Below are 19392 nucleotides of genomic sequence, written 5' to 3' on the forward strand. Positions count from 1 at the left end.
GGGGCCCACTCTTCAGCGTGCGCGATCGCCCCGGACGTAGGCCCCGGAACAGGTCCGGGGAGTGAGATGGGGTGGGGAATGAGATGGGGTGGGGAGCGAGAGGGACCGGGGAACGAGCTTGGATGAGAGTGGCGCTCACACGTCCCCGAACCCCTTCCCCTCGTCCGCCAGCTTCAGCAGCAGCGGGCTCGGGGCCATCCAGGGGCCGTGGGCCTTCTCGAACGCCTGCAGCTTCGCCGCGATGGTCTTCAGCCCCACCTTGTCGGCCCAGAACATCGGGCCGCCCCGGTAGCGCGGGAAGCCGTAGCCGTGCATCCAGACCGCGTCGATGTCGCTCGACCGCAGCGCGATGCCCTCGTCCAGGATCTTCGCCCCCTCATTCACCAGCGGATAAAGACAGCGCTCCAGGATCTCCTCATCCGACACCGCGCGGCGTTCGATGCCGAGTTCCCTGGAGGTCTCCACGATGATCGCCTCGACCTCCGGGTCCGGCTCCGGCGTGCGGCCGTCGGCGTATTTGAACCAGCCCTTGCCCGTCTTCTGCCCGAACCAGCCGCGATCGCAGATCTTGTCGGCGATCGTGCCCGAGTAACGGCCATTGGAAGGCTTGCCGCCATTGGCCTTGATCTGCTCCTGGCGCACCCGCCAGCCGACATCGTTGCCGGCCAGATCGCACATGGCGAACGGACCCATGGGCATGCCGAAATCGTACATCACCCGGTCGATATCCTGCGGCAACGCCCCCTCCTCCACCAGGAACATCGCCTCGCGCAGGTACTGGTGGAGCATGCGGTTGCCGACGAAGCCGTGGCAGACCCCGACCAGCACGCCGACCTTGCCCAGCGTCTTGGACAGGGTCATCACCGTGGCGATCACGTCGTCGGCCGTCTCCTTGCCGCGCACGTTCTCCATCAGCCGCATGACGTTGGCCGGGCTGAAGAAGTGGGTGCCGATCACGTCCTGGGGCCGTTTGGTGGCCGAGGCGATCTCGTTCACGTCCAAGGTGGAGGTGTTGGTCGCCAGAATCGCGCCCGGCTTGCAGATGCCGTCGAGCTTGGCGAACAGGTCCTTCTTGACCGCCATGTCCTCGAACACGGCCTCAACGACCATGTCCACATCCGCCAGCGCGCCCATATCGGTGGTGCCGGTGATCAGGCCCATGCGCTTGTCCATCGCCGCCTGGGCCAGCCGGCCCTTGGAGACGGTGGCCGCATAGTTCTTCCGGATCTTTTCCAGACCTGCGTCCAGCGCATCCTGCGCGCTCTCCACCACCGTCACCGGCAGGCCGGCATTGGCGAAGACCATGGCGATGCCGCCGCCCATGGTGCCGCAGCCGACCACGCCGACTTTCTGCACCGGCCGGGTCGGGGTGTCCTTCGGCACGTCGGGGATCTTGGCCACCTCGCGCTCGGCGAAGAAGGCGTGGCGCATGGACTGCGCCTCCACCGCGTTGACGAGCTGCTCGAACTCCGCGCGCTCGAACGCCAGCCCCTCGGGGAGGTCGAGCCGGGTCGCCGCCTCCACGCAGCGCACGCAGGCATAGGGCGCGTTCATGCCGCGCGCCCGCTTGGCCATGGATTTACGGAAGTCGTCAAACAGGCCCGGATTGTCCCTGGCCTCCTGCAGCTTGTCGGTGCGCTGGCCCGCGCGGGGCGGTGCCTCGCCCGATGCGGCCAGGCGCTGCGCGGCGGCCACGGCCGCGTCGATCACCGCGGCGACGTCGCCCTCCACCAGCTCGTCGACGATGCCGGCCTCATAGGCCTCCTTCTCGGAGATCAGCCGGCCGGAGACGATCAGGTCCAGCGCCTTGGAGACGCCGGCCACCCGCGGCATGCGCTGGGTCCCGCCGGCCCCCGGCAGGATACCGAGGGTGACCTCGGGCAGGCCGAGCTTGGTCTTCGGGCCGCAGACCCGGTAGTGGCAGCCCAGCGCCAGCTCCATGCCGCCGCCGGCGGCCACGCCATGAATGGCGGCGACCACCGGCTTATCCAGGCTCTCCATGTCGTCGAGGATCGGGGTCAGGCGGCGCACATGCTCCGGCGGGGTGGTGCCGAACTCGCGGATATCGGCCCCGGCGCAGAACATCCGTCCGTCGCCGGTCAGCACGATCCCGTCGACCTCCGGATCGGCGCCGAGCCGGGCGACCGCCGCGTCCAGCCCCTCGCGGACCGGCCAGCCCAGGCCGTTCACCGGCGGGTTGTTCAGCCGCAGCAGCGCGATGCGCCCCCGGCGCTCTTCGATCACGGCGCTCATCTCGTTTCCTCTCCGGTTCGGTCTTTTACGTTGCGTCTTCGATATCAGCCCGCGGCTGCGCTTGCCAGACGACACGAAGCCCGCGACGCTATCGCAAAAACGCACCCGGGAGGAACTGAGCGTGACAATGGTCAATCTGGCCCATGCGCTGGAGGCCTCGGCGACCCTGTATCCCGAGCGGGAGGCGGTGGTCTGCGGCGCGCGCCGGCTGACCTACCGGGCACTGGACCGTGCCGCGAGCCGGCTCGCGGCCGGGCTGGCGGCCCGCGGGATCGGCCCCGGCAGCATCGTGGCGCTGGCCTGCCCCAACGTTCCCGCCTTCCCCACCGCCTATTTCGCCATCCTGAAGACCGGCGCCACCGTGCTGCCGGTCAGCCTGCTGCTGAAGGCCGACGAGATCGCCTACATGCTCCGGCATTCCGGGGCGGCGGCGTTCCTGTGCCACGTCGGTTCACCGACCGCCCCCGTCGGCCGCGAGGGGCTGGCGGCGTTCGATCGGGTGGAGAGCTGCGGCCTGTTCGCCTGGATCGCGACCGAGGACGGCGAGCGGCCGGCCGACGGCCACCCGGCGCTGGACGACCTGGCCGAGGGAGACGGCTTCTTCGATACCGTCAACCGCTCGGCCGCCGACACCGCCGTGGTGGTCTACACCTCCGGCACGACGGGTCGGCCGAAGGGGGCGGAGCTCACCCATGCCAACCTGCTGATCCACGCCCTGATGATCCGCAACAACGGGGTGTGGGGCAGCGACGAGGTGCTGCTCGTGGCCTTGCCGCTGTTCCACATCTTCGGACAGGTCTGTCAGATGGCGGCCGGGCTGTCCGGCGGGGCCACCCTGGTGCTGGTGCCGAAATTCGACGCCGCCACGGTGCTCCGACTGATCGAGCGCGAGGGCGTCACCCGCTTCTCCGGCGTGCCGACCATGTATTGGGCGATGCTGACCCATGCGGAGAAGGACGGGATCGGCGCCGAGGCCTTCGCCAGCATCCGCGGCATCACCTCGGGCGGCGCCTCCCTGCCGGTGGACATCATGCGCCGGTTCGACGCCCGGTTCGGCACCGAGATCCGCGAGGGTTACGGGCTGAGCGAGACCTCGCCGGCGGCCACCACCCACGCCCCGGGCATGCCGCGCAAGCCGGGCTCGGTCGGAACCCCGCTCTGGGGCGTTCAGGTGCGGATCGTAGACGACGACGGAGCCGAGCTGCCGCGCGGCGAGCGGGGCGAAGTCGTCGTGCGCGGCCATTGCGTGATGAAGGGCTACCTCAACGACCCCGAGGCGACGGAAGAGGCGTTCCGCGGCGGCTGGTTCCATACCGGCGACATCGGGCTGCTGGACGCGGACGGCTACCTGTTCATCGTCGACCGCAAGAAGGAGATGATCATCCGCAACGGGATGAACGTCTATCCGCGCGAGGTGGAGGAGATTCTCATCACCCACCCGGAGATCTCGCTCGTCGCGGTGATCGGCGTGCCCCACGAGGAGCACGGCCAGGAGGTCAAGGCGGTCGCCGTCCGGGTGCCGGGCGCGGCGATCTGCGAGAGCCGCCTGATCGCCTGGGCACGGGAACAGATGGGGGCGCACAAGTATCCCCGGATCGTGGAATTCCGGGATGCGCTGCCGATGAACGCCACGGGGAAGATCCTGAAGCGGGAGTTGAGCTAGCGGCCGTCTGCTCTTTCACCAAATGCCCGTCATCCCGGGAGCGCCCGTCCCGGATTTAATCCGGGATTGATCCGGGTGCCGCCCGGGACCCGGCCCCTGACGGTCGTGCTTGGTCCCGGCCGATCTCCGGGTCGAGCCCGGAGTTCGCCGGGATGACGAAGGAGGGATATTGTTCCGCTTCATTCCTCACCTCACCTCGGTGGGTTAGCGGTTCCCCTATCCCGTCCGGCGAACCCGTTTCGGACACGGAACGACCGTCCCCGCCAGCGGGTTGAACTCGCTGCGGTCGGTCTTTGCGAGGCTGCGGCCGTAGAGGTGGAGCGACAGGGACGGCCCGTCGGAGTCGTTGCGGATGGAGTGGATGTCGTCCGGCCGGAAGGTCTTCACCACCCCGCCGGTGACGACCGTCTCCCCCGCCTGCTCCAGCGACGCCCTGCCCGGTTGCGCCCCGTCGTCGACCCGGCGCCAGTCGACATTGATCTCCTCCCCGGTCAGTCCCATCACCACGCCCCAGGTCTGGTGGTCGTGCGGAGCCACCCCGCGCCCGGGCTCCCAGCACACGGTCTCCAGCAGAAAGCCGTCATCCGGCTCCTCGTGCAGGATGGAAATGCCGAAACCCTGGGTCGCATCGGTCTCGTAGAGGTCGTCGCCGATCCAGGACGTGTCCTCCGCCAGCGGTGCCAGCCGCTCGGTCAGGGCGGCCAGCATGGGCGCGCTGGCCGGCGCGTCGCGCAGGATGCGTCGGATATCGCCCACCAGGGTGTCGATCATGGCCTGCACTCCGTTTGTGGTTTCAGTCATCATCCCATCGCGGCCGGGCGACCTGAACCCGAAATCGCGCGCCCTCCTCGTTGCGAACCCGGATCGATTGAAACCGGATAAAAAGATACATAACCGGAGACAGGACATGGCTCCGTGCCGGGCCGGCCGGCTGAAACTGACTTCTCAGTCACGCCCCGCGGGTCCACGGCACCTCACCCGCCCGGCGGTTTTCGACCTCTCGACGCCCCTCGCCCGCCGGGGCTACGCTGCCAGCAACCAAGAAAGCGCCACCAAGCACAAGTGAGGAAACCGTGTCGGGCAAGACCGTCCATATCGGCTGCGGAGCCGGCTTCGCCGGAGACCGCTGGGACGCCGCCGTTCCCATCGTCGCCACGCTCGCCACCCGCGAGGGGCCGCGGTACCTGATGTATGAGACCCTGGCAGAGCGGACCCTGGCGCTAGCCCAGCAGGCGAAGATCGAGGATCCCACCAAAGGCTACTCCCCCTATCTGGAGCGCATCCTGCGCCCGGTCCTGGCCAAGGCGAAGGAAGCAGGCATCCGGGTCGTCTCCAATTTCGGCGCCGCCAATCCGACCGCGGGTGCGAAGCGCATCCTGGAGATGGCCAAGGAGGAAGGAGTCGACGGCCTCAAGGTCGCCGTCGTGGAGGGCGACGATCTCACCGCGGTGATGAGCGAGGGCGACATCCGCGGCCACAAGGCGGTGGAAGGGCTGGAGATGCCCGAAGGCCGTCTGGTCGCCGCCAATGTCTATCTCGGCGCCCAGGCGATCGCCGATGCGCTGGCCATGGGCGCCGACGTGGTGGTGGTCGGCCGCTGCGCCGACCCGGCCCTGGCGCTCGGCCCACTGATCCATGAGCACGGCTGGAGCTTCGAGGATCTCGACCGGATCGCCGCCGGCACCATGTGCGGCCATCTGCTGGAATGCGGCGCCCAGGTCACCGGCGGCTATTTCGCCGACCCTGGATACAAGGACGTTCCCGATTTCGGCCATGTCGGCTTCCCCATCGCCGAGGTCGAGGCCGACGGCACCGTCACCATCACCAAGGCCGACAGGACCGGCGGGTTGGTCAGCCACCGCACGGTCAAGGAACAGCTCCTCTACGAGATGCACGACCCGGCCAATTACCTGACCCCCGACGTGGTGCTGGACATCACCGGCGTGGCGATCGAGGAGGTCGGCCCCGACCGGGTGAAGATCACCGGGGCGAAGGGCAAGCAGCGGCCGCCGACCCTGAAGGCGACCGTCAGCTTCGAGGGCGGCTGGCTCGGCGAAGGCGAGATCACCTATGCCGGCCCGAACGCCCGGCGCCGCGCCGAACTGGCGATCGAGGCCCTGCGCACCCGGGTGCGCGACCTCGGCACCAACTGGCCACTGCGCTTCGACCTGATCGGCACGGTCTCCACCTTCGACGGCGACGGCGGCGACCTGCGGGCGGGTGCGGACTGGGACACCGACGGCGAATACCGGGTGCGCATGGCGACCAAGGGGCCGGACAAGCAGATGGCCCAGTGGATCGCCGACGAGGTTCTGTCGCTCTACTGCTCGGGCCCGGCCGGCGGCGGCGGCGTGCGCCACCGCATCGTGCCGCAGATCACCACCGCGTCCATCCTGGTCGACCGCGCCAAGGTCTCGGCGTCGGCCCGTCTCGTCGAGGAGAGCGCCTGATGGCCGATACCAAGAACCGCCGCGTCCTGCGGGTGCCGCTGCACGAGGTCGCCCATGGCCGCACCGGCGACAAGGGGAACCGGGTGAACATCAGCCTGATCCCCTATCACGACGAGGCCTTTCCCTACCTGCGGGAGCAGGTCACGGAAGCCGCCGTGAAGCAGCACTTCGCCCATAAGGGCGCCAGCGCGGTGACCCGCTACGAGCTGCCGACCTTCCCGGCCTTCAACTTCGTCATCGACGACGTGCTGGAGGGCGGGGTGAACGGGGCCCTGAACCTCGACACCCACGGCAAGTCCTTCGCCTTCCACCTGCTGGCGATGGAGGTGGACATGCCCGAGGACCTGGTCCTGCACCCCGAGAAAGGGGCGCGCTGACGGGCGACCCCTGGCACGTTATCCCTGCGGTGACTCGGCCGGCGTGGCGGAACGCGCTTCCTCCGCGCCCGGCCGGTCCCGCAGGGCCCAGGCCAGGGCGCACATGCCCAGCACGATCGACACGAGGGTGCCGCCCAGCACGCCGATCCGCACCGCCGCCTGCAGCTCAGGATCGGAGAAGGCCAGCGTGCCGATGAACAGCGACATGGTGAAGCCGATGCCGGCGAGCTGGGCGACGCCGTAGAGCTTCAGCCAGTTCACCCCCTCGGGCAGGTTCGCCCAGCCGAGTCGCACCGCGATCCAGCAGGCACCGAGAATGCCGACCGGCTTGCCGACCACCAGGCCGGCGGCGATGCCCAGCGGCACGGGGGCCAGCAGGTCGGAAAAGGCCATCCCGGCCAGCGGCACGCCGGCATTGGCGAAGGCGAAGAGCGGCAGGATCATGAAGGCGACCCAGGGGTGCAGCACATGCTCCAGCACCTCCAGGGGCGAGCCGCCCTCCTTGAACTCGCCTTCCCGGCCACGCAGCGGCAGGGTGAAGGCGACGATGACGCCGGCCAGGGTCGCATGCACGCCCGATTTCAGCACCGCCACCCAGATCACCAGGCCGACCACGATGTAGAGGCCGATGCGCTTGACCCCGAGCAGGTTCATCGCCAGCAGCACGGCGAAGCCGGCCGCGGCCACGCCGAGCGCGCCGAGGGAGAGGTTGGCGGTATAGAACAGGGCGATGACGACGATCGCGCCGAGGTCGTCCAACACCGCGAGGGCCAGCAGGAAGATCTTCAGGCCCGCCGGCGCCCGCGAGCCGACCAGGGCGAGCGCGCCGAGCGCGAAGGCGATGTCGGTCGCCGCCGGGATCGCCCAGCCGCCGAGGGTCTCCGGCGTGGCGGCGTTCAACGCGACGTAGATCAGGGCCGGAACCGCCATGCCGCCGACCGCGCCGAAGGCCGGCAGGCTCGCCGCGCGAAGCGACGACAGCTTGCCGAGCACGACCTCGCGCTTGATCTCCAGACCCACCAGGAAGAAGAAGATCGCCATCAGGCCGTCGTTGATCCAGAGAAGCAGCGGCTTCTCGATCCCCACGCCTTCGACGGTCACCGACACATAGGCCAGCAGCAGACGGTCATACAGCCCGGCGAACAGCGAATTGTCGGCGATCAGCGCGATGACCGCGGCGATGGCCAGCAGCACGCCCGGGGCCGCCTCGTGATGGAACAGCGCGGCAAGCGTAGGCTTTCCTGCCGCGAGGTTGGGGGTCGTCGTCATGGCGAACTCCATACCCGCGGATTGGCGCCCGCGATGCTTCTGAGAGTCTATGGTTCTATTCTATCTAGGTGATCAGGCGCTGTTGGCAAACTTGAAGACGGTGCCGGAAACCAATTTTTCCTGAACCGCCCGCTCCTGCTGGTTCAGGAGGGCCAGATCGTCGGCCTTCATCTCATGGGCAAGCGCCTTCATGGCGTCGCTCCATTTGGGCAGGCCCATGTCGATTTCCGATTTCACCCGCCGCATCTCGTTCAACTTGTCGAGTTCGGCCTGGATCCGCTCCTCGATGCCGGCGTTGCGGAGCTCCATGTAGTCGCGGTGATTGGGCAGCACCTGGGCGATCGCCGGGATCACGGCGTTCACATAGTTCTGGTCGGCCTCGATGCGCGACGCCGACTGGATACTGAGGAACGCCCAGCCCTGGACCGGACCGAGCCGGTAGGACCCGAGATTGCACACGTCGAACACGTACTGTGCCGGATAATGCTGGGCCAGCTCCTCCAGGGTGCGCAGCGCCTTGGTCGAGTTCGTGTAGGTCTCGCGCATCGCCCGCAGCAGCACGTCCACCTTGGCGCGGTGGCGGTCGAAGAAGGTCTTGTCCTCCTTCAGCTTGTTGTAGTTCCGCTCCTGCTTGCGCAGCTCGGCGCCGAGCTTCTCGGTGGTCTTGTAGCTGGTGTCGAGCAGCTTGACGTAGGCACGGAACGCCTCCACCCGGTCGACACCCTTGGTGGCTTCCTTCAACAACTGTTCGATGTTTTTCGGAAGCTCTGTTGCCATCGGACCAAAGGATTGCTGTTCGGAGAGACAGTATATCGAACATTCTGGTTTACAGATCCTTAAAGCAAAACACTGGCAATCGGCCATCGGCACATGCGACGCTCGGGCACGGCGCGGGATTTTCCCCGGGCCGCCCGGACCACTCACCGCAGGCCCTCCATGTATCGATTTGAAGACGCCCGACTGCTGACCGGCGGGGGCCGTTACGTTGAGGACGTCCGCCCGGCCGATGCCCTGGCGATGCGCGTCCTCCGGTCCCCCGCGGCCCATGGCCGGATCGCCGAGCTGGATGTGGAGACGGCGCGGGCCCTGCCGGGCGTGGTCGCGGTCCTCACGGCCGAGGACCTGGCCGCGCTCGGCGTCGGGCCGATGACCGCCCTGTCGCCGGTGAACAATGCCGACGGCACGCCCATGGCCGAGCCGCGCCGCCCTGTCCTGGCCGAGGGCGAGGTGAAGTATGTGGGCCAGCCGATCGCCGCCATCCTGGCGGAGACCGAGTCGGCGGCCGAGGACGCGCTGGAGGCGATCTCCCTCGACATCGACGAGACGCCGAGCGTCACCGACCCGGAAGCCGCGTTCGAGGGCCCGGTGCAGATCTGGCCGGAGGTTCCCGGCAACGTCGCCATCGACTGGGAGAAGGGCAACCGGGAGGAGACCGAGGCCGCCTTCGCCGCCGCCGCCCATGTGATCGAGCTGACCGTCCGCCACCCGCGTGTCGCCATCCAGCCGATCGAGACCCGCGGCTGCATCGGCACCTTCGACCCGGCGACCGGCCGCTACACCCTGACCACCCCGTCCCAGGGCGTGATGTCGCTCAAGGGCGCCATGGCGAAATACCTGGGCGTCGAGGCGGATCTGGTGCGGGTCGTCACCGAGGATGTGGGCGGCAGTTTCGCCGTGAAGATCTGGCCCTATCCGGAGCAGGTGCTGGTGCTCGCCGCCGCCAAGGCGACCGGCCGCCCCGTCGCCTGGCAGGCCTCGCGCACGGAGAGTTTCGTGTCGGACGCCATGGGCCGCGGCCGGGTCGACCGGGCCGCCCTGGCACTGGACGGCGACGGCAGGTTCCTGGGATTCCGGATCGATGCGCTCGCCGATATCGGCGCCTATTGGAACGCGGTGAACCCGTCCATCGTCACCGGCGGGGCGGTGCGGACCTTCGGCCACTGCTACCGCATCCCCGGCATGCATTACCGGGTGCGTGGGGTGTTCACCAACGCCATGACCACCGACGCCTATCGGGGTGCGGGCAAGCCGGAGAGCGGCGGCACCCTGGAGCGGCTAATCGACGTCGCCGCCGAGCGGCTCGGCATCGACCGGATGGACCTGCGCCGACGCAACCTGATCACCCCGGGCCTGCTGCCCTATACCACCGCGATGAACGAGACCATCGACGGCGGCGACTTCCCCAACGTCTTCGCCCGCATCCACGAGATCAGCGAGGCCGAGGGTATCGGCCGGCGCAAGCAAGACAGCGAACGGACCGGCAGGCGGCGCGGCTTCGCCATCGGCACCCACATGCACGCCACCGGCGGCTCGGTCGCCGAGCGCTCGGAAGTGCGCGCCCTGCCCGACGGTTCCGTCCTGGTGCGCACCGGCACCCAGGATTCCGGCCAGGGCCACCGCACCGCGCTGGCCATGGTCGCCGCCGAGGCGCTGGAGATCCCCGTCGAGCGCATCCGCGTCGAACAGGGCGACAGCGACTTTCTCGCCAAGGGGGGCGGCACCGGCGGGTCCAACCTGATGCCGATCGCCGCCAATACGGTGCACCGTACCGCCCTGCACATGCTGGACAAGGCCAAGCAGGTCGCCGGCCACCTGCTGGAGGCCGCACCCGTCGATATCGAATACGGGCTCGGCGACTTCCGCATCGCCGGCACCGACCGCCGGATCAGCCTCGCCGATGTCGCCGCCGGCTGGGACCGCATCCCGCCGGAACAGTATGACGGCGATCTCGGCACCGGCTGCATGGCCCAACTCGATTTCGAGGGGTTGCACACCACCTTCCCCAACGGCTCCTACGCCGTGGAAGTGGAGGTCGATCCCGACACCGGCCATGTCCGCATCGACCGATTCAGCGGCGTCGATGATCTCGGCCGGGTGATCAACGAGCAGACCGCCCGCGGCCAGCTCCATGGCGGCATCGGCCAGGCGATCGGCGAGGCGCTGATGGAGGTCATGGTGCACGACCCGGACTCCGGCCAGGTGCTGTCCGGCTCGCTGATGGACTACGCCCTGCCCCGGGCCGACGACATGCCGCTGTTCGACCTGCACTGGGCGCCGACCGCCAGCCCGAACAGCCTGATCGGTGCGAAGGGCGTGGGCGAGGTCTCCTCCATCGGCGCGCCCGGCGTGATCGTGAATGCCGTGCTCGACGCCCTGCGCCCGCTCGGCGTCGAGCATATCGACCTCCCCCTCACCCCGGAGAAGGTCTGGCGGGCGATCCAGGACGCGCGCGCCTGATCACCCCATAAACAACGACAACAAGAACGAGGCTCCATCCATGAACGGCTCTCCCAGCACCCCGATCTCCGGGGGCGAAGCCATGGTGAACGCGCTGACCGCCCACGGCATCGACACCGTGTTCGGCCTGCCGGGCATCCAGCTCGACCATCTGTTCAACGCCTTCCACGACCACGCCAACGAGATCCGCGTGCTGAACGCCCGCCACGAGCAGGGCACGGCCTATATGGCCTTCGGCTGGGCCCAGTCGACCGGCAAGGTCGGCGCCTATGCCGTGGTGCCGGGGCCGGGCATCCTGAACACCGGGGCGGCGCTCTCGACCGCCTATGGCTGCAGCGCCAAGGTGCTGGCGCTGACCGGCCAGATCCTCTCCGGGGCGATGGGCCGGGGCTACGGCATGCTGCACGAGATCCCTGACCAGCTCGGTATCCTGGAACGGCTGACCAAATACGCCGGCCGGGCCGACCATCCGAGCGAGGTCCCGGGCATCGTCGCCGACGCCTTCCGCGCCATGCATACGGGCCGGCCGCGCCCCGCCGCCATTGAAGTGCCGATGGACGTGCTGGAACAGCGCGCCATGGTGGCGCCGGTCGCCCCCTACGAGATCCGCCACCCGGAGGCCGATCCCGACCTGATCGAGGCCGCCGCCAAGCTGCTGGGCAAGGCGAAGAACCCACTGATCCTGGTCGGCGGCGGCGCCTATGACGCGGCCGAGGCGGTGCGGGAGCTCTCGGCCGCCCTGGAGGCGCCCGTGGTGTCCTACCAGAACGGCCGCGGCGTGATCGACGAGCGCTCGCCCTATGCCCTGCCCCATCCGGCGGGGGCCGAATACTGGTCGACTTGCGACGTGGTCATCGGCATCGGCTGCCGCATGCAGCCGGAGCGGATGATGTGGGGCATCGATGACGAGTTGAAGGTCATCCATATCGACCTCGACCCGACCGAGCTGGTCCGGATCTCCAAGCCGGAGGTCGGGATCCTGGCCGACGCGGACACCGCGACCCGGGCGATCCTGGCCGCGCTGCCGAAGCACAATTCGGCCCGCGCCTCGCGGTCGGAGGAGTTCGCGGCGCTGAAAGCCCGCTACTGGCAGCGTTTCCACGACATCTGCGGTCCGCAGATGGCCTTCCTGGAAGCGCTGCGCCGGGCCCTGCCGGAGGACGGCTACTTCGTCGACGAGTTCACCCAGGTCGGCTATGTCAGCCGCGTCGGCTTCCCGGTCTACGGGCCGCGCATGATGGTCACACCGGGCTACCAGGGCACGCTCGGCTACGGCTATGCGACCGCGCTGGGCGTGCAGGCGGCCCATCCGGACAAGCCGGTGCTGTCCGTGAACGGCGATGGCGGCTTCATGTTCACCTCGAACGAGATCGCCACCGCCGTCCATCACGGCCTGCCGCTGGTCGCCGTGGTGTTCGCCGACGGCGCCTATGGCAACGTGCTGCGCATGCAGAAGAACCTGCACGACAACCGGGTCATCGCGTCCACCTTCACCAACCCGGATTTCGTCAAGCTGGCCGAGGCCTATGGTGCCGACGGCCGCCGGGCGGAGACGCCGGAGGCACTGGAGGTCCAGGTGAAGGAGGCCTTCGCCGCCCGCCGTCCGACCATCATCGAGGTGCCGGTCGGCGAGATGCCCGAACCCTGGGATGTGATTAGACCGACGGCGACGCGGGGTTCTAAGAAGGGCTGACGCCGATCCAAATGGAGAAACGCCATGTCCGACAGGACCGCACTGATCATCGGGGCGGGCGCTGGCCTCAGCGCCTCGCTGGCCCGCAAGTTCGCCGGTAACGGCTACCGGGTGGCGCTCGCCGCCCGCAATGCCGACAAGCTGGCGGACCTGGCGGCGGAAACCGGGGCCAGGTCCTATGCCTGCGACGCCGCCTCGCCCGCGGACATGGCGTCCCTCTTCGCCTCCGTGGACCGCGATCTAGGGGAGCCCGAAATCGTGGTCTACAACCCCTCGGCCCGGGTGCGCGGGCCCGTGCACGAGACCGACCCGGAGAAGGTGCGCGACGCCCTGCTGATCACCGGCTACGGCGCCTATCTGGCGGCCCAGGAGGCGGTGAAGCGGATGCTGCCGAAGAACCGGGGCGCGCTGCTTTTCACCGGCGCCTCGGCCGGGGTGAAGGGCTTTCCCAATTCCTCCAGCTTCGCCATGGGCAAGTTCGCCCTGCGCGGCCTCGCCCAGGCGCTGGCGCGCGAGCTGCATCCCCAGGGCATCCATGTCGGCCATTTCGTCATCGATGGCGGCATCGCCTCGTCCTACGGCGCGAAGGAGGACGACAGCACGCTGAGCCCCGACGCGATCGCCGAGACCTACTGGCAGTTCGTGAACCAGCACCGGAGCGCCTGGGCCTGGGAGATCGAGTTGCGGCCCTGGGTGGAGAAGTTCTGAGCCCGCGGCGGTCCAGGCGACGGGCGGGACCCCAAGCGGAAAGCTGACCAATTTCTTAACGAAAACGGCCATGGGCAAGGGCAGAATCCGAGCCCTTTACGCGAGTCGCACCTGCGGAAACTACCGGAGTGGGCGACTATAACGACGCCTTGCAACCCTCCGATATCATTAAGAAAACCGAAAAGAATTACACGAAGGACAGCGGCTCCCCTGGGCCTGTCACAGCAGTTTCAAATATTGTTGATCGACAATTTCTCCGTTAACCTTTACGAATCGGCAAAGTCCCGGTGGGACTGGCATCGTCTGAGGAGACGGGACGAGACGTCGTCCCACGTGCGTGCGGTTGCCTTTGAGGGCCCCTCGAACGTCCTGAGAGGGTGTACTTTCAAGATTGGTGGACGCATCACGTGGAGTGCATATCGAATGGCCACTGGCACGGTTAAGTGGTTCAACACCACTAAGGGTTACGGGTTCATCAAGCCGGACGACGGCGGCGCGGACGTGTTCGTTCACATCACCGCTGTTCAGCGCTCTGGTCTGCAGGGCCTCGATGAAGGTCAGGCTATCGCCTTTGAGCTGAAGCCGCAGCGCAACGGAAAGATGGCGGCAGAAGACCTCAGCCCGCTCTGAGACTTCGACTGGCGCGACAAGAATTCGGACGGCGGCGCAGGATCTGCGCCGCCGTTTCTGTGTTCAGCCCAGGGTGCGCAGGATCTGCGTCGCCAACCCGATCCGGGCACCGCTATTGATTTTCATATATCGAATCAGCATATATCGACGCGATATGTATCCGGCCGATAGCTGCAGGTTCACGCGCCCATGGATGTCCGCACCCTCTGCCTCGCTGTCCTGACCAAGGGCGAAGCGACCGGCTACGAGATCAAGAAGATGTTCGAGGAGGGCCCGTTCGCGCATTTCCAGAGCGCGAGCTTCGGCTCGATCTACCCTGCCCTCTCCCGCCTGCTCTCCGAGGGCCTCGTCCAGGCCCGCGCCCAGGAGCAGGACGGCCGACCGGACAAGAAGGTGTATTCGATCACGCCGGCCGGCGACGCGGTGGTGCAGGCGGCCCTGACGGTGACGCCGGAAGACGACATCTACCGCTCCGATTTCCTGTTCCTGCTGTTCTTCGCCACCCGACTGCCCGAGGACCGGGTGATCGAGCTGATCGACCAGCGGGTGGCGATGTATCGGGCCAAGCAGACCCACATCGCCGAACAGGTGGCGTCGCGGGTCGACAGCGACTGCTGCGGCGACCCCGGCCGCGAGACCGTCGCCGGCTTCGGCATCGCCCTGTACCGGGCCGCCGCCGACTACCTCGAGAGCAACAAAGACGCCCTGATCGCGGAGCTGCGCGCCTATCGCGCCCAGCGCCCGGAAGCTGCTGAATAGGACCCCGGCATGCGCATCAAAGGATCCATCGTTCTGGCCGGACTGCTGGCGATCGGCGCCGTCGCCTGGATCGTCTCCGGTCAGGTGGGCGAAAAGCCGGCCACCGCGTCGCAGGAGCCCCCCAAGATCACCGCCCCGCCGGCCGATGCCGTCACCCGCGTGCGGGTCCGCGAGATCACCGCGGCCCCGTTCGTCGCCTCGGTGGTGACATCCGGCCATACCGAGGCGGTGCGGATCGTCACGCTGAAGGCCGAGACCGCCGGACGGGTGACCGCCACCCCGACGCCGAAGGGGTCGGCGATCGACGCCGGCGCCGAAATCCTCCGCATCGACGAGGCCGACCGCGCCGCTCGCCTGGAGGAGGCCAAGGCCCGGATCGCCCAGCGCCAGATGGAGCACAATGCGGCCTCCAAGCTGGCGGCCAAGGGTTTCCAGGCCGAGACCACCCTCGCCGCCGCCAAGGCCGAGCTTGAGGCGGCGAAGTCCGAACGCCGCACCATCGAGGTCGATCTGGAGCGCACCCGCATCCAGGCCCCGGTCCGCGGCATCCTGGACGACCGCATCGTCGAGGTCGGCGACTACGTTGCCGTGGGCGACGAGGTCGCCACCGTGGTGGAACTGGACCCGCTGGTGATCGCCGCCCAGATCGCCGAGCGCCAGGCGCCGCTGATCGAGGTCGGGATGCCCGCCCATGCCCGCCTGTCGACCGGCGACCGGATGATCGGCGTGGTCAGCTACATCTCCACCGTCGCGGACGAGGCGACCCGCACCTTCCGCCTGGAGGTCGAGGTCGACAATCCCAAGAACCGGTTCGGTCAGGGCCTGTCCGCCGAGATCCGGATCGACCTGCCCTCCACCAACGGCCACCGGGTCACCCCCTCGATCTTCCGGCTGGACGAGCTCGGCCGGGTCGGGGTGATGATCGTGGATGACGAGAACCGGGCCCGCTTCACCCCGGTCTCCATCATCGGCATCGACGACCAGGGCACCTGGGTCAGCGGCCTGCCGGAGACGGTGCGCGTCATCGTCGTCGGCCAGGACCTGGTGGATGACGGCGAGGTGATCGAGCCGGTTCCCGCCGATGGCGGGGCCAGCTCATGAAGGACCTGATCTCCGCCGCGCTGTCGCGCAGCCGCACGACCCTGTCGGCGCTGCTGCTGATCCTGATCGCCGGCACGGTGTCCTATATCGAGATCCCAAAGGAGGCCGATCCGGACATCAACATCCCGATCATCTACGTCTCCCTGACCTTCGAAGGCATCTCGCCGGAGGATGCCGAGCGCCTGCTGCTGCGTCCGATGGAGCAGGAACTGCAGTCGATTGAGGGCATCAAGGAGATGCGCTCCACCGCCTTCGAGGGCGGCGCCAACGTCACCATGGAGTTCGACGCCGGGTTCGATGCCGACAAGGCGCTGGACGACGTCCGCGAGAAGGTCGACATCGCCAAGCCGGAACTGCCGGAGGATGCCGACGAGCCGACGGTGCACGAGATCAACTTCTCGCTGTTCCCGGTCCTCGTCGTCACCCTGTCGGGCAATGTCGAGGAACAGGTCCTGCTGCGCTCCGCGCGGGAGCTGCGCGACGCGATCGAAGGCATCCCGTCGGTGCTGGAGGCCGAGCTGACCGGCCAGCGCGAGGAGCTGGTCGAGGTGGTGATCGACCCGGTCCGCCTGGAGACCTACGGCCTGCAGGCGGCCGATGTGCTGGACATGGTCTCGCGCTCCAACAACCTGATCGCCGCCGGCTCGCTCGACACCGGCACCGGGCGGTTCCCGATCAAGGTCCCCGGCCTCTACGAGGACGTGCTCGACATCCTGGACCAGCCGCTGAAGAGCAACGGCGACGCCGTGGTGCGGATCCGCGACATCGGCACCGTGCAGCGCGGCTTCAAGGACCGGGAGACCTATGCCCGGCTGAACGGCCAGCCGGCCATCGCCCTGGAGGTCTCCAAACGCTCCGGCGAGAACGTGATCGAGACGATCGAGTACATCCGGGCGGTGGTGAACGAGGCCAAGCCGCTGCTGCCCGAGGGCATCACGGTCACCTTCAGCCAGGACAAGTCGGACAACATCCGCCTGATGCTGAGCGACCTGCAGAACAACGTGATGAGCGCCATCCTGCTGGTCATGATCGTCATCGTCGGCGCCATGGGCATCCGCACCGCCGGCCTGGTCGGCATGGCGATCCCCGGCTCGTTCCTGCTAGGCATCCTGGTGCTGTCGTCGCTCGGCCTGACCATCAACATCGTGGTGCTGTTCAGCCTGATCCTGGCGGTCGGCATGATGGTGGACGGCGCCATCGTGGTGACCGAGTTCGCCGACCGGAAGATGGCGGAAGGAGCGACCAAGCTGGAGGCCTACCGTCAGGCCGGCCAGCGCATGGCCTGGCCGATCATCGCCTCGACCGCGACCACCCTGGCGGCCTTCTTCCCCCTGCTGTTCTGGCCGGGCGTGGTCGGCGAGTTCATGAAGTTCCTGCCGATCACGCTGCTGGCGACCCTGTCGGCCTCGCTGCTGATGGCGCTGATCTTCGTGCCGGCGCTGGGGGCACAGATCGGCAAGGCCAGCGCGTCGAACGAGGACGAGCGCCGCCAGCTCGCCGCCGCCGAGACCGGCGACCTGAACGACATCAAGGGCTTCACCGGCCTGTATCTGAAGGTGCTGAACGGCGCCCTGCGGGTGCCCGGAACCGTCCTGCTGCTGGCGATCGCCACCCTGGTCGGCGTCCAGTACTACTACGCGACCCACGGCAACGGCATCGAGTTCTTCCCGGAGGTCGAGCCGGACCTGGCCCAGGTCTATGTCCACGCCCGGGGCAACCTGTCGGTGGAGGAGAAGCTCGACCTGGTGCTGCCGGTGGAGCGGGTGGTCATGGATGTGGGCGGCTTCAAGTCGCTCTACACCTATGTCGGCTCGACCCGGCAGGGCGGCGGCGAGGATGTGGCCGACGACGTGATCGGCAGCATCCAGATGGAGTTCGCCGACTGGCAGCACCGTCCCCCGGCGAGCCAGATCCTGGCCGAGATCGCCGAGCGCACCAAGGACATGGCCGGTATCGTCGTCGAGCCACGCGAGGAGGAGAGCGGTCCGCCGACCGGCAAGCCGGTGCAGATCCAGCTCCGCTCCCGCGACCGCGAGGCGCTGAACGAGGCGGCCGACCTCACGCTCGCCAAGTTCCAGTCCATGGAGGGGCTGAAGGACCTGGAGGACACCCGCGACGTCCCCGGCATCGAGTGGGAGATCACCATCGACCGGGGCAAGGCGGCGCGCTACGCCGCCGACGTCTCGCTCGCGGGCCAGTATGTCCAGCTCGTCACCAAGGGTCTGAAGATCACCGACTACCGGCCGAACGACAGCGACGAGGAGATCGACATCGTCGTGCGCTATCCGGAGGCGTACCGCACCCTGGAGCAGCTCGACCGGATCCGCATGGAGACCGAGAAGGGCCTGGTCCCGATCTCCAACTTCATGGAGCGCTCCGCCGAACCGAAGGTCGGGAAGATCCGCCGGGTCGATACCCGCGAGGCGATCACGGTGAAGGCCGACGTGCTGGACGGCGTCCTGCCCAACAACAAGGTGATGGAGCTGCGCGCCTGGCTCGACAGCAACCCGCTGCCGGCCAATGTGGAGGCCACCTTCAAGGGCGAGGACGAGGAGCAGCAGGCGGCCCAGGCCTTCCTGGTGAAGGCGTTCGGCGTCGCCCTGTTCATCATGGCGATCATCCTGGTCACCCAGTTCAACAGCTTCTACTCCGCCTTCCTGATCCTGTCGGCGGTGATCATGTCGACGATCGGCGTGATCATCGGGCTGATGGTCACCGGCACCCCCTTCGGCATCGTCATGACCGGCATCGGCGTGATCGCGCTCGCCGGCATCGTGGTGAACAACAACATCGTGCTGATCGACACCTTCGACACGATCCGGCCCGACTGCGTGGACACCCGCGACGCCATCCTGCGCACCGGCGCCCAGCGCCTGCGGCCGGTGATGCTGACCACGATCACCACGATCCTGGGCCTGATCCCCATGGTCATGCAGGTGAACATCGATTTCATCAGTCGGGACGTGAGCGTGGGCGCGCCGTCGACCCAGTGGTGGGTCGCGCTGGCCACCGCGATCGTCTACGGCCTCGCCTTCGCCACCGTGCTGACCCTGCTGGTCACGCCCTGCGCCCTGATGTTCCGCGACACGGCCGCGGCGGGCTGGAGCGGATTCAAGAGCCGGGTCGGTGGGGTGTTCCGGCGCGGACGTGGCGGCAAGTCGGAAGGTGTTGGAAGCGGGCCAGAACCGCAGGCAGCGGAGTAACCCCCGTCCGTCATCCCGGACGCGGCCGGACTTGATCCGGTCGCGGGCC

14 protein-coding genes are annotated in these 19392 nt (G+C 68.0%); 10 read left to right on the forward strand and 4 right to left on the reverse strand.

From position 1 onward, the window contains the following. Positions 1-135: 135 nt before the first annotated feature. Positions 136-2253 carry a 3-hydroxyacyl-CoA dehydrogenase NAD-binding domain-containing protein gene (locus ACOQOP_RS07850; protein ID WP_420565767.1) on the reverse strand — a complete coding sequence of 706 codons (2118 nt, stop codon included), beginning with the start codon at positions 2251-2253 and terminating at the stop codon, positions 136-138. A 127-nt stretch (positions 2254-2380) separates the two neighbouring features. Here ACOQOP_RS07850 and ACOQOP_RS07855 point away from each other — a divergent pair, with 127 nt between their 5' ends. Then, a complete protein-coding gene (locus ACOQOP_RS07855) occupies positions 2381-3916 on the forward strand; it encodes a long-chain-fatty-acid--CoA ligase (protein WP_420566524.1) in 1536 nt (511 codons plus the stop codon). A gap of 216 nt (positions 3917-4132) precedes the next feature. Here the strand turns inward: ACOQOP_RS07855 and ACOQOP_RS07860 are convergent, their stop codons facing one another. Beyond that, entirely contained in the window at positions 4133-4717 is a 585-nt protein-coding gene (locus tag ACOQOP_RS07860) for a hypothetical protein (RefSeq protein ID WP_420565768.1), read from the reverse strand. Between the two features lie 272 nt (positions 4718-4989). Here ACOQOP_RS07860 and ACOQOP_RS07865 point away from each other — a divergent pair, with 272 nt between their 5' ends. Continuing rightward, a complete protein-coding gene (locus ACOQOP_RS07865) occupies positions 4990-6366 on the forward strand; it encodes an acyclic terpene utilization AtuA family protein (protein WP_420565769.1) in 1377 nt (458 codons plus the stop codon). Further along, a complete protein-coding gene (locus ACOQOP_RS07870) occupies positions 6366-6743 on the forward strand; it encodes an AtuA-related protein (protein ID WP_420565770.1) in 378 nt (125 codons plus the stop codon). Before ACOQOP_RS07865 ends, ACOQOP_RS07870 begins: the two co-directional genes overlap by 1 nt. Before the next feature lie 18 nt (positions 6744-6761). Here the strand turns inward: ACOQOP_RS07870 and nhaA are convergent, their stop codons facing one another. Beyond that, on the reverse strand, positions 6762-8012 hold the full coding sequence (gene nhaA / locus ACOQOP_RS07875; RefSeq protein ID WP_420565771.1) for a Na+/H+ antiporter NhaA: 1251 nt from the start codon (positions 8010-8012) through the stop codon (positions 6762-6764). 72 nt (positions 8013-8084) lie between these two features. Continuing rightward, positions 8085-8753 (reverse strand): hypothetical protein, encoded by a 669-nt coding sequence (locus ACOQOP_RS07880; protein WP_420565772.1) that lies wholly within the window; start codon positions 8751-8753, stop codon positions 8085-8087. A 195-nt stretch (positions 8754-8948) separates the two neighbouring features. On the opposite strand from ACOQOP_RS07880, the gene ACOQOP_RS07885 reads away from it, so the two are divergent. From ACOQOP_RS07885 to ACOQOP_RS07915, 7 genes are all read left to right on the forward strand, one after another. Continuing rightward, positions 8949-11249, forward strand: a complete 2301-nt coding sequence (locus ACOQOP_RS07885; protein ID WP_420565773.1) for a xanthine dehydrogenase family protein molybdopterin-binding subunit — start codon at positions 8949-8951, stop codon at positions 11247-11249. A gap of 40 nt (positions 11250-11289) precedes the next feature. Beyond that, a complete protein-coding gene (locus ACOQOP_RS07890) occupies positions 11290-12942 on the forward strand; it encodes a thiamine pyrophosphate-dependent enzyme (protein ID WP_420565774.1) in 1653 nt (550 codons plus the stop codon). 24 nt (positions 12943-12966) lie between these two features. Beyond that, positions 12967-13650, forward strand: a complete 684-nt coding sequence (locus ACOQOP_RS07895; RefSeq protein ID WP_420565775.1) for an SDR family NAD(P)-dependent oxidoreductase — start codon at positions 12967-12969, stop codon at positions 13648-13650. A 423-nt stretch (positions 13651-14073) separates the two neighbouring features. Next, on the forward strand, positions 14074-14280 hold the full coding sequence (locus ACOQOP_RS07900) for a cold-shock protein (RefSeq protein WP_028793031.1): 207 nt from the start codon (positions 14074-14076) through the stop codon (positions 14278-14280). A gap of 189 nt (positions 14281-14469) precedes the next feature. Continuing rightward, complete coding sequence (locus tag ACOQOP_RS07905; protein ID WP_420565776.1) at positions 14470-15039, forward strand: PadR family transcriptional regulator; 570 nt, start codon at positions 14470-14472, stop codon at positions 15037-15039. 9 nt (positions 15040-15048) lie between these two features. Continuing rightward, positions 15049-16140, forward strand: a complete 1092-nt coding sequence (locus ACOQOP_RS07910; protein WP_420565777.1) for an efflux RND transporter periplasmic adaptor subunit — start codon at positions 15049-15051, stop codon at positions 16138-16140. Further along, entirely contained in the window at positions 16137-19343 is a 3207-nt protein-coding gene (locus tag ACOQOP_RS07915; RefSeq protein WP_420565778.1) for an efflux RND transporter permease subunit, read from the forward strand. Before ACOQOP_RS07910 ends, ACOQOP_RS07915 begins: the two co-directional genes overlap by 4 nt. Positions 19344-19392 lie beyond the last annotated feature (49 nt).

Origin of the sequence: Thalassobaculum sp., from assembly GCF_965223715.1 — a bacterium.
Lineage (GTDB): Bacteria > Pseudomonadota > Alphaproteobacteria > Thalassobaculales > Thalassobaculaceae > Thalassobaculum.

Bases quoted from the DNA above. Each gene is read 5' to 3' on its own strand.
- ACOQOP_RS07915 (WP_420565778.1), top strand. From the start codon at position 16,137: ATGAAGGACCTGATCTCCGCCGCGCTGTCGCGCAGCCGCACGACCCTG.
- ACOQOP_RS07895 (WP_420565775.1), top strand. From the start codon at position 12,967: ATGTCCGACAGGACCGCACTGATCATCGGGGCGGGCGCTGGCCTCAGC.
- ACOQOP_RS07900 (WP_028793031.1), top strand. From the start codon at position 14,074: ATGGCCACTGGCACGGTTAAGTGGTTCAACACCACTAAGGGTTACGGG.
- ACOQOP_RS07890 (WP_420565774.1), top strand. From the start codon at position 11,290: ATGAACGGCTCTCCCAGCACCCCGATCTCCGGGGGCGAAGCCATGGTG.
- ACOQOP_RS07850 (WP_420565767.1), bottom strand. From the start codon at position 2,253: ATGAGCGCCGTGATCGAAGAGCGCCGGGGGCGCATCGCGCTGCTGCGG.
- ACOQOP_RS07885 (WP_420565773.1), top strand. From the start codon at position 8,949: ATGTATCGATTTGAAGACGCCCGACTGCTGACCGGCGGGGGCCGTTAC.
- ACOQOP_RS07910 (WP_420565777.1), top strand. From the start codon at position 15,049: ATGCGCATCAAAGGATCCATCGTTCTGGCCGGACTGCTGGCGATCGGC.
- ACOQOP_RS07860 (WP_420565768.1), bottom strand. From the start codon at position 4,717: ATGACTGAAACCACAAACGGAGTGCAGGCCATGATCGACACCCTGGTG.
- nhaA (WP_420565771.1), bottom strand. From the start codon at position 8,012: ATGACGACGACCCCCAACCTCGCGGCAGGAAAGCCTACGCTTGCCGCG.
- ACOQOP_RS07905 (WP_420565776.1), top strand. From the start codon at position 14,470: ATGGATGTCCGCACCCTCTGCCTCGCTGTCCTGACCAAGGGCGAAGCG.
- ACOQOP_RS07855 (WP_420566524.1), top strand. From the start codon at position 2,381: ATGGTCAATCTGGCCCATGCGCTGGAGGCCTCGGCGACCCTGTATCCC.
- ACOQOP_RS07870 (WP_420565770.1), top strand. From the start codon at position 6,366: ATGGCCGATACCAAGAACCGCCGCGTCCTGCGGGTGCCGCTGCACGAG.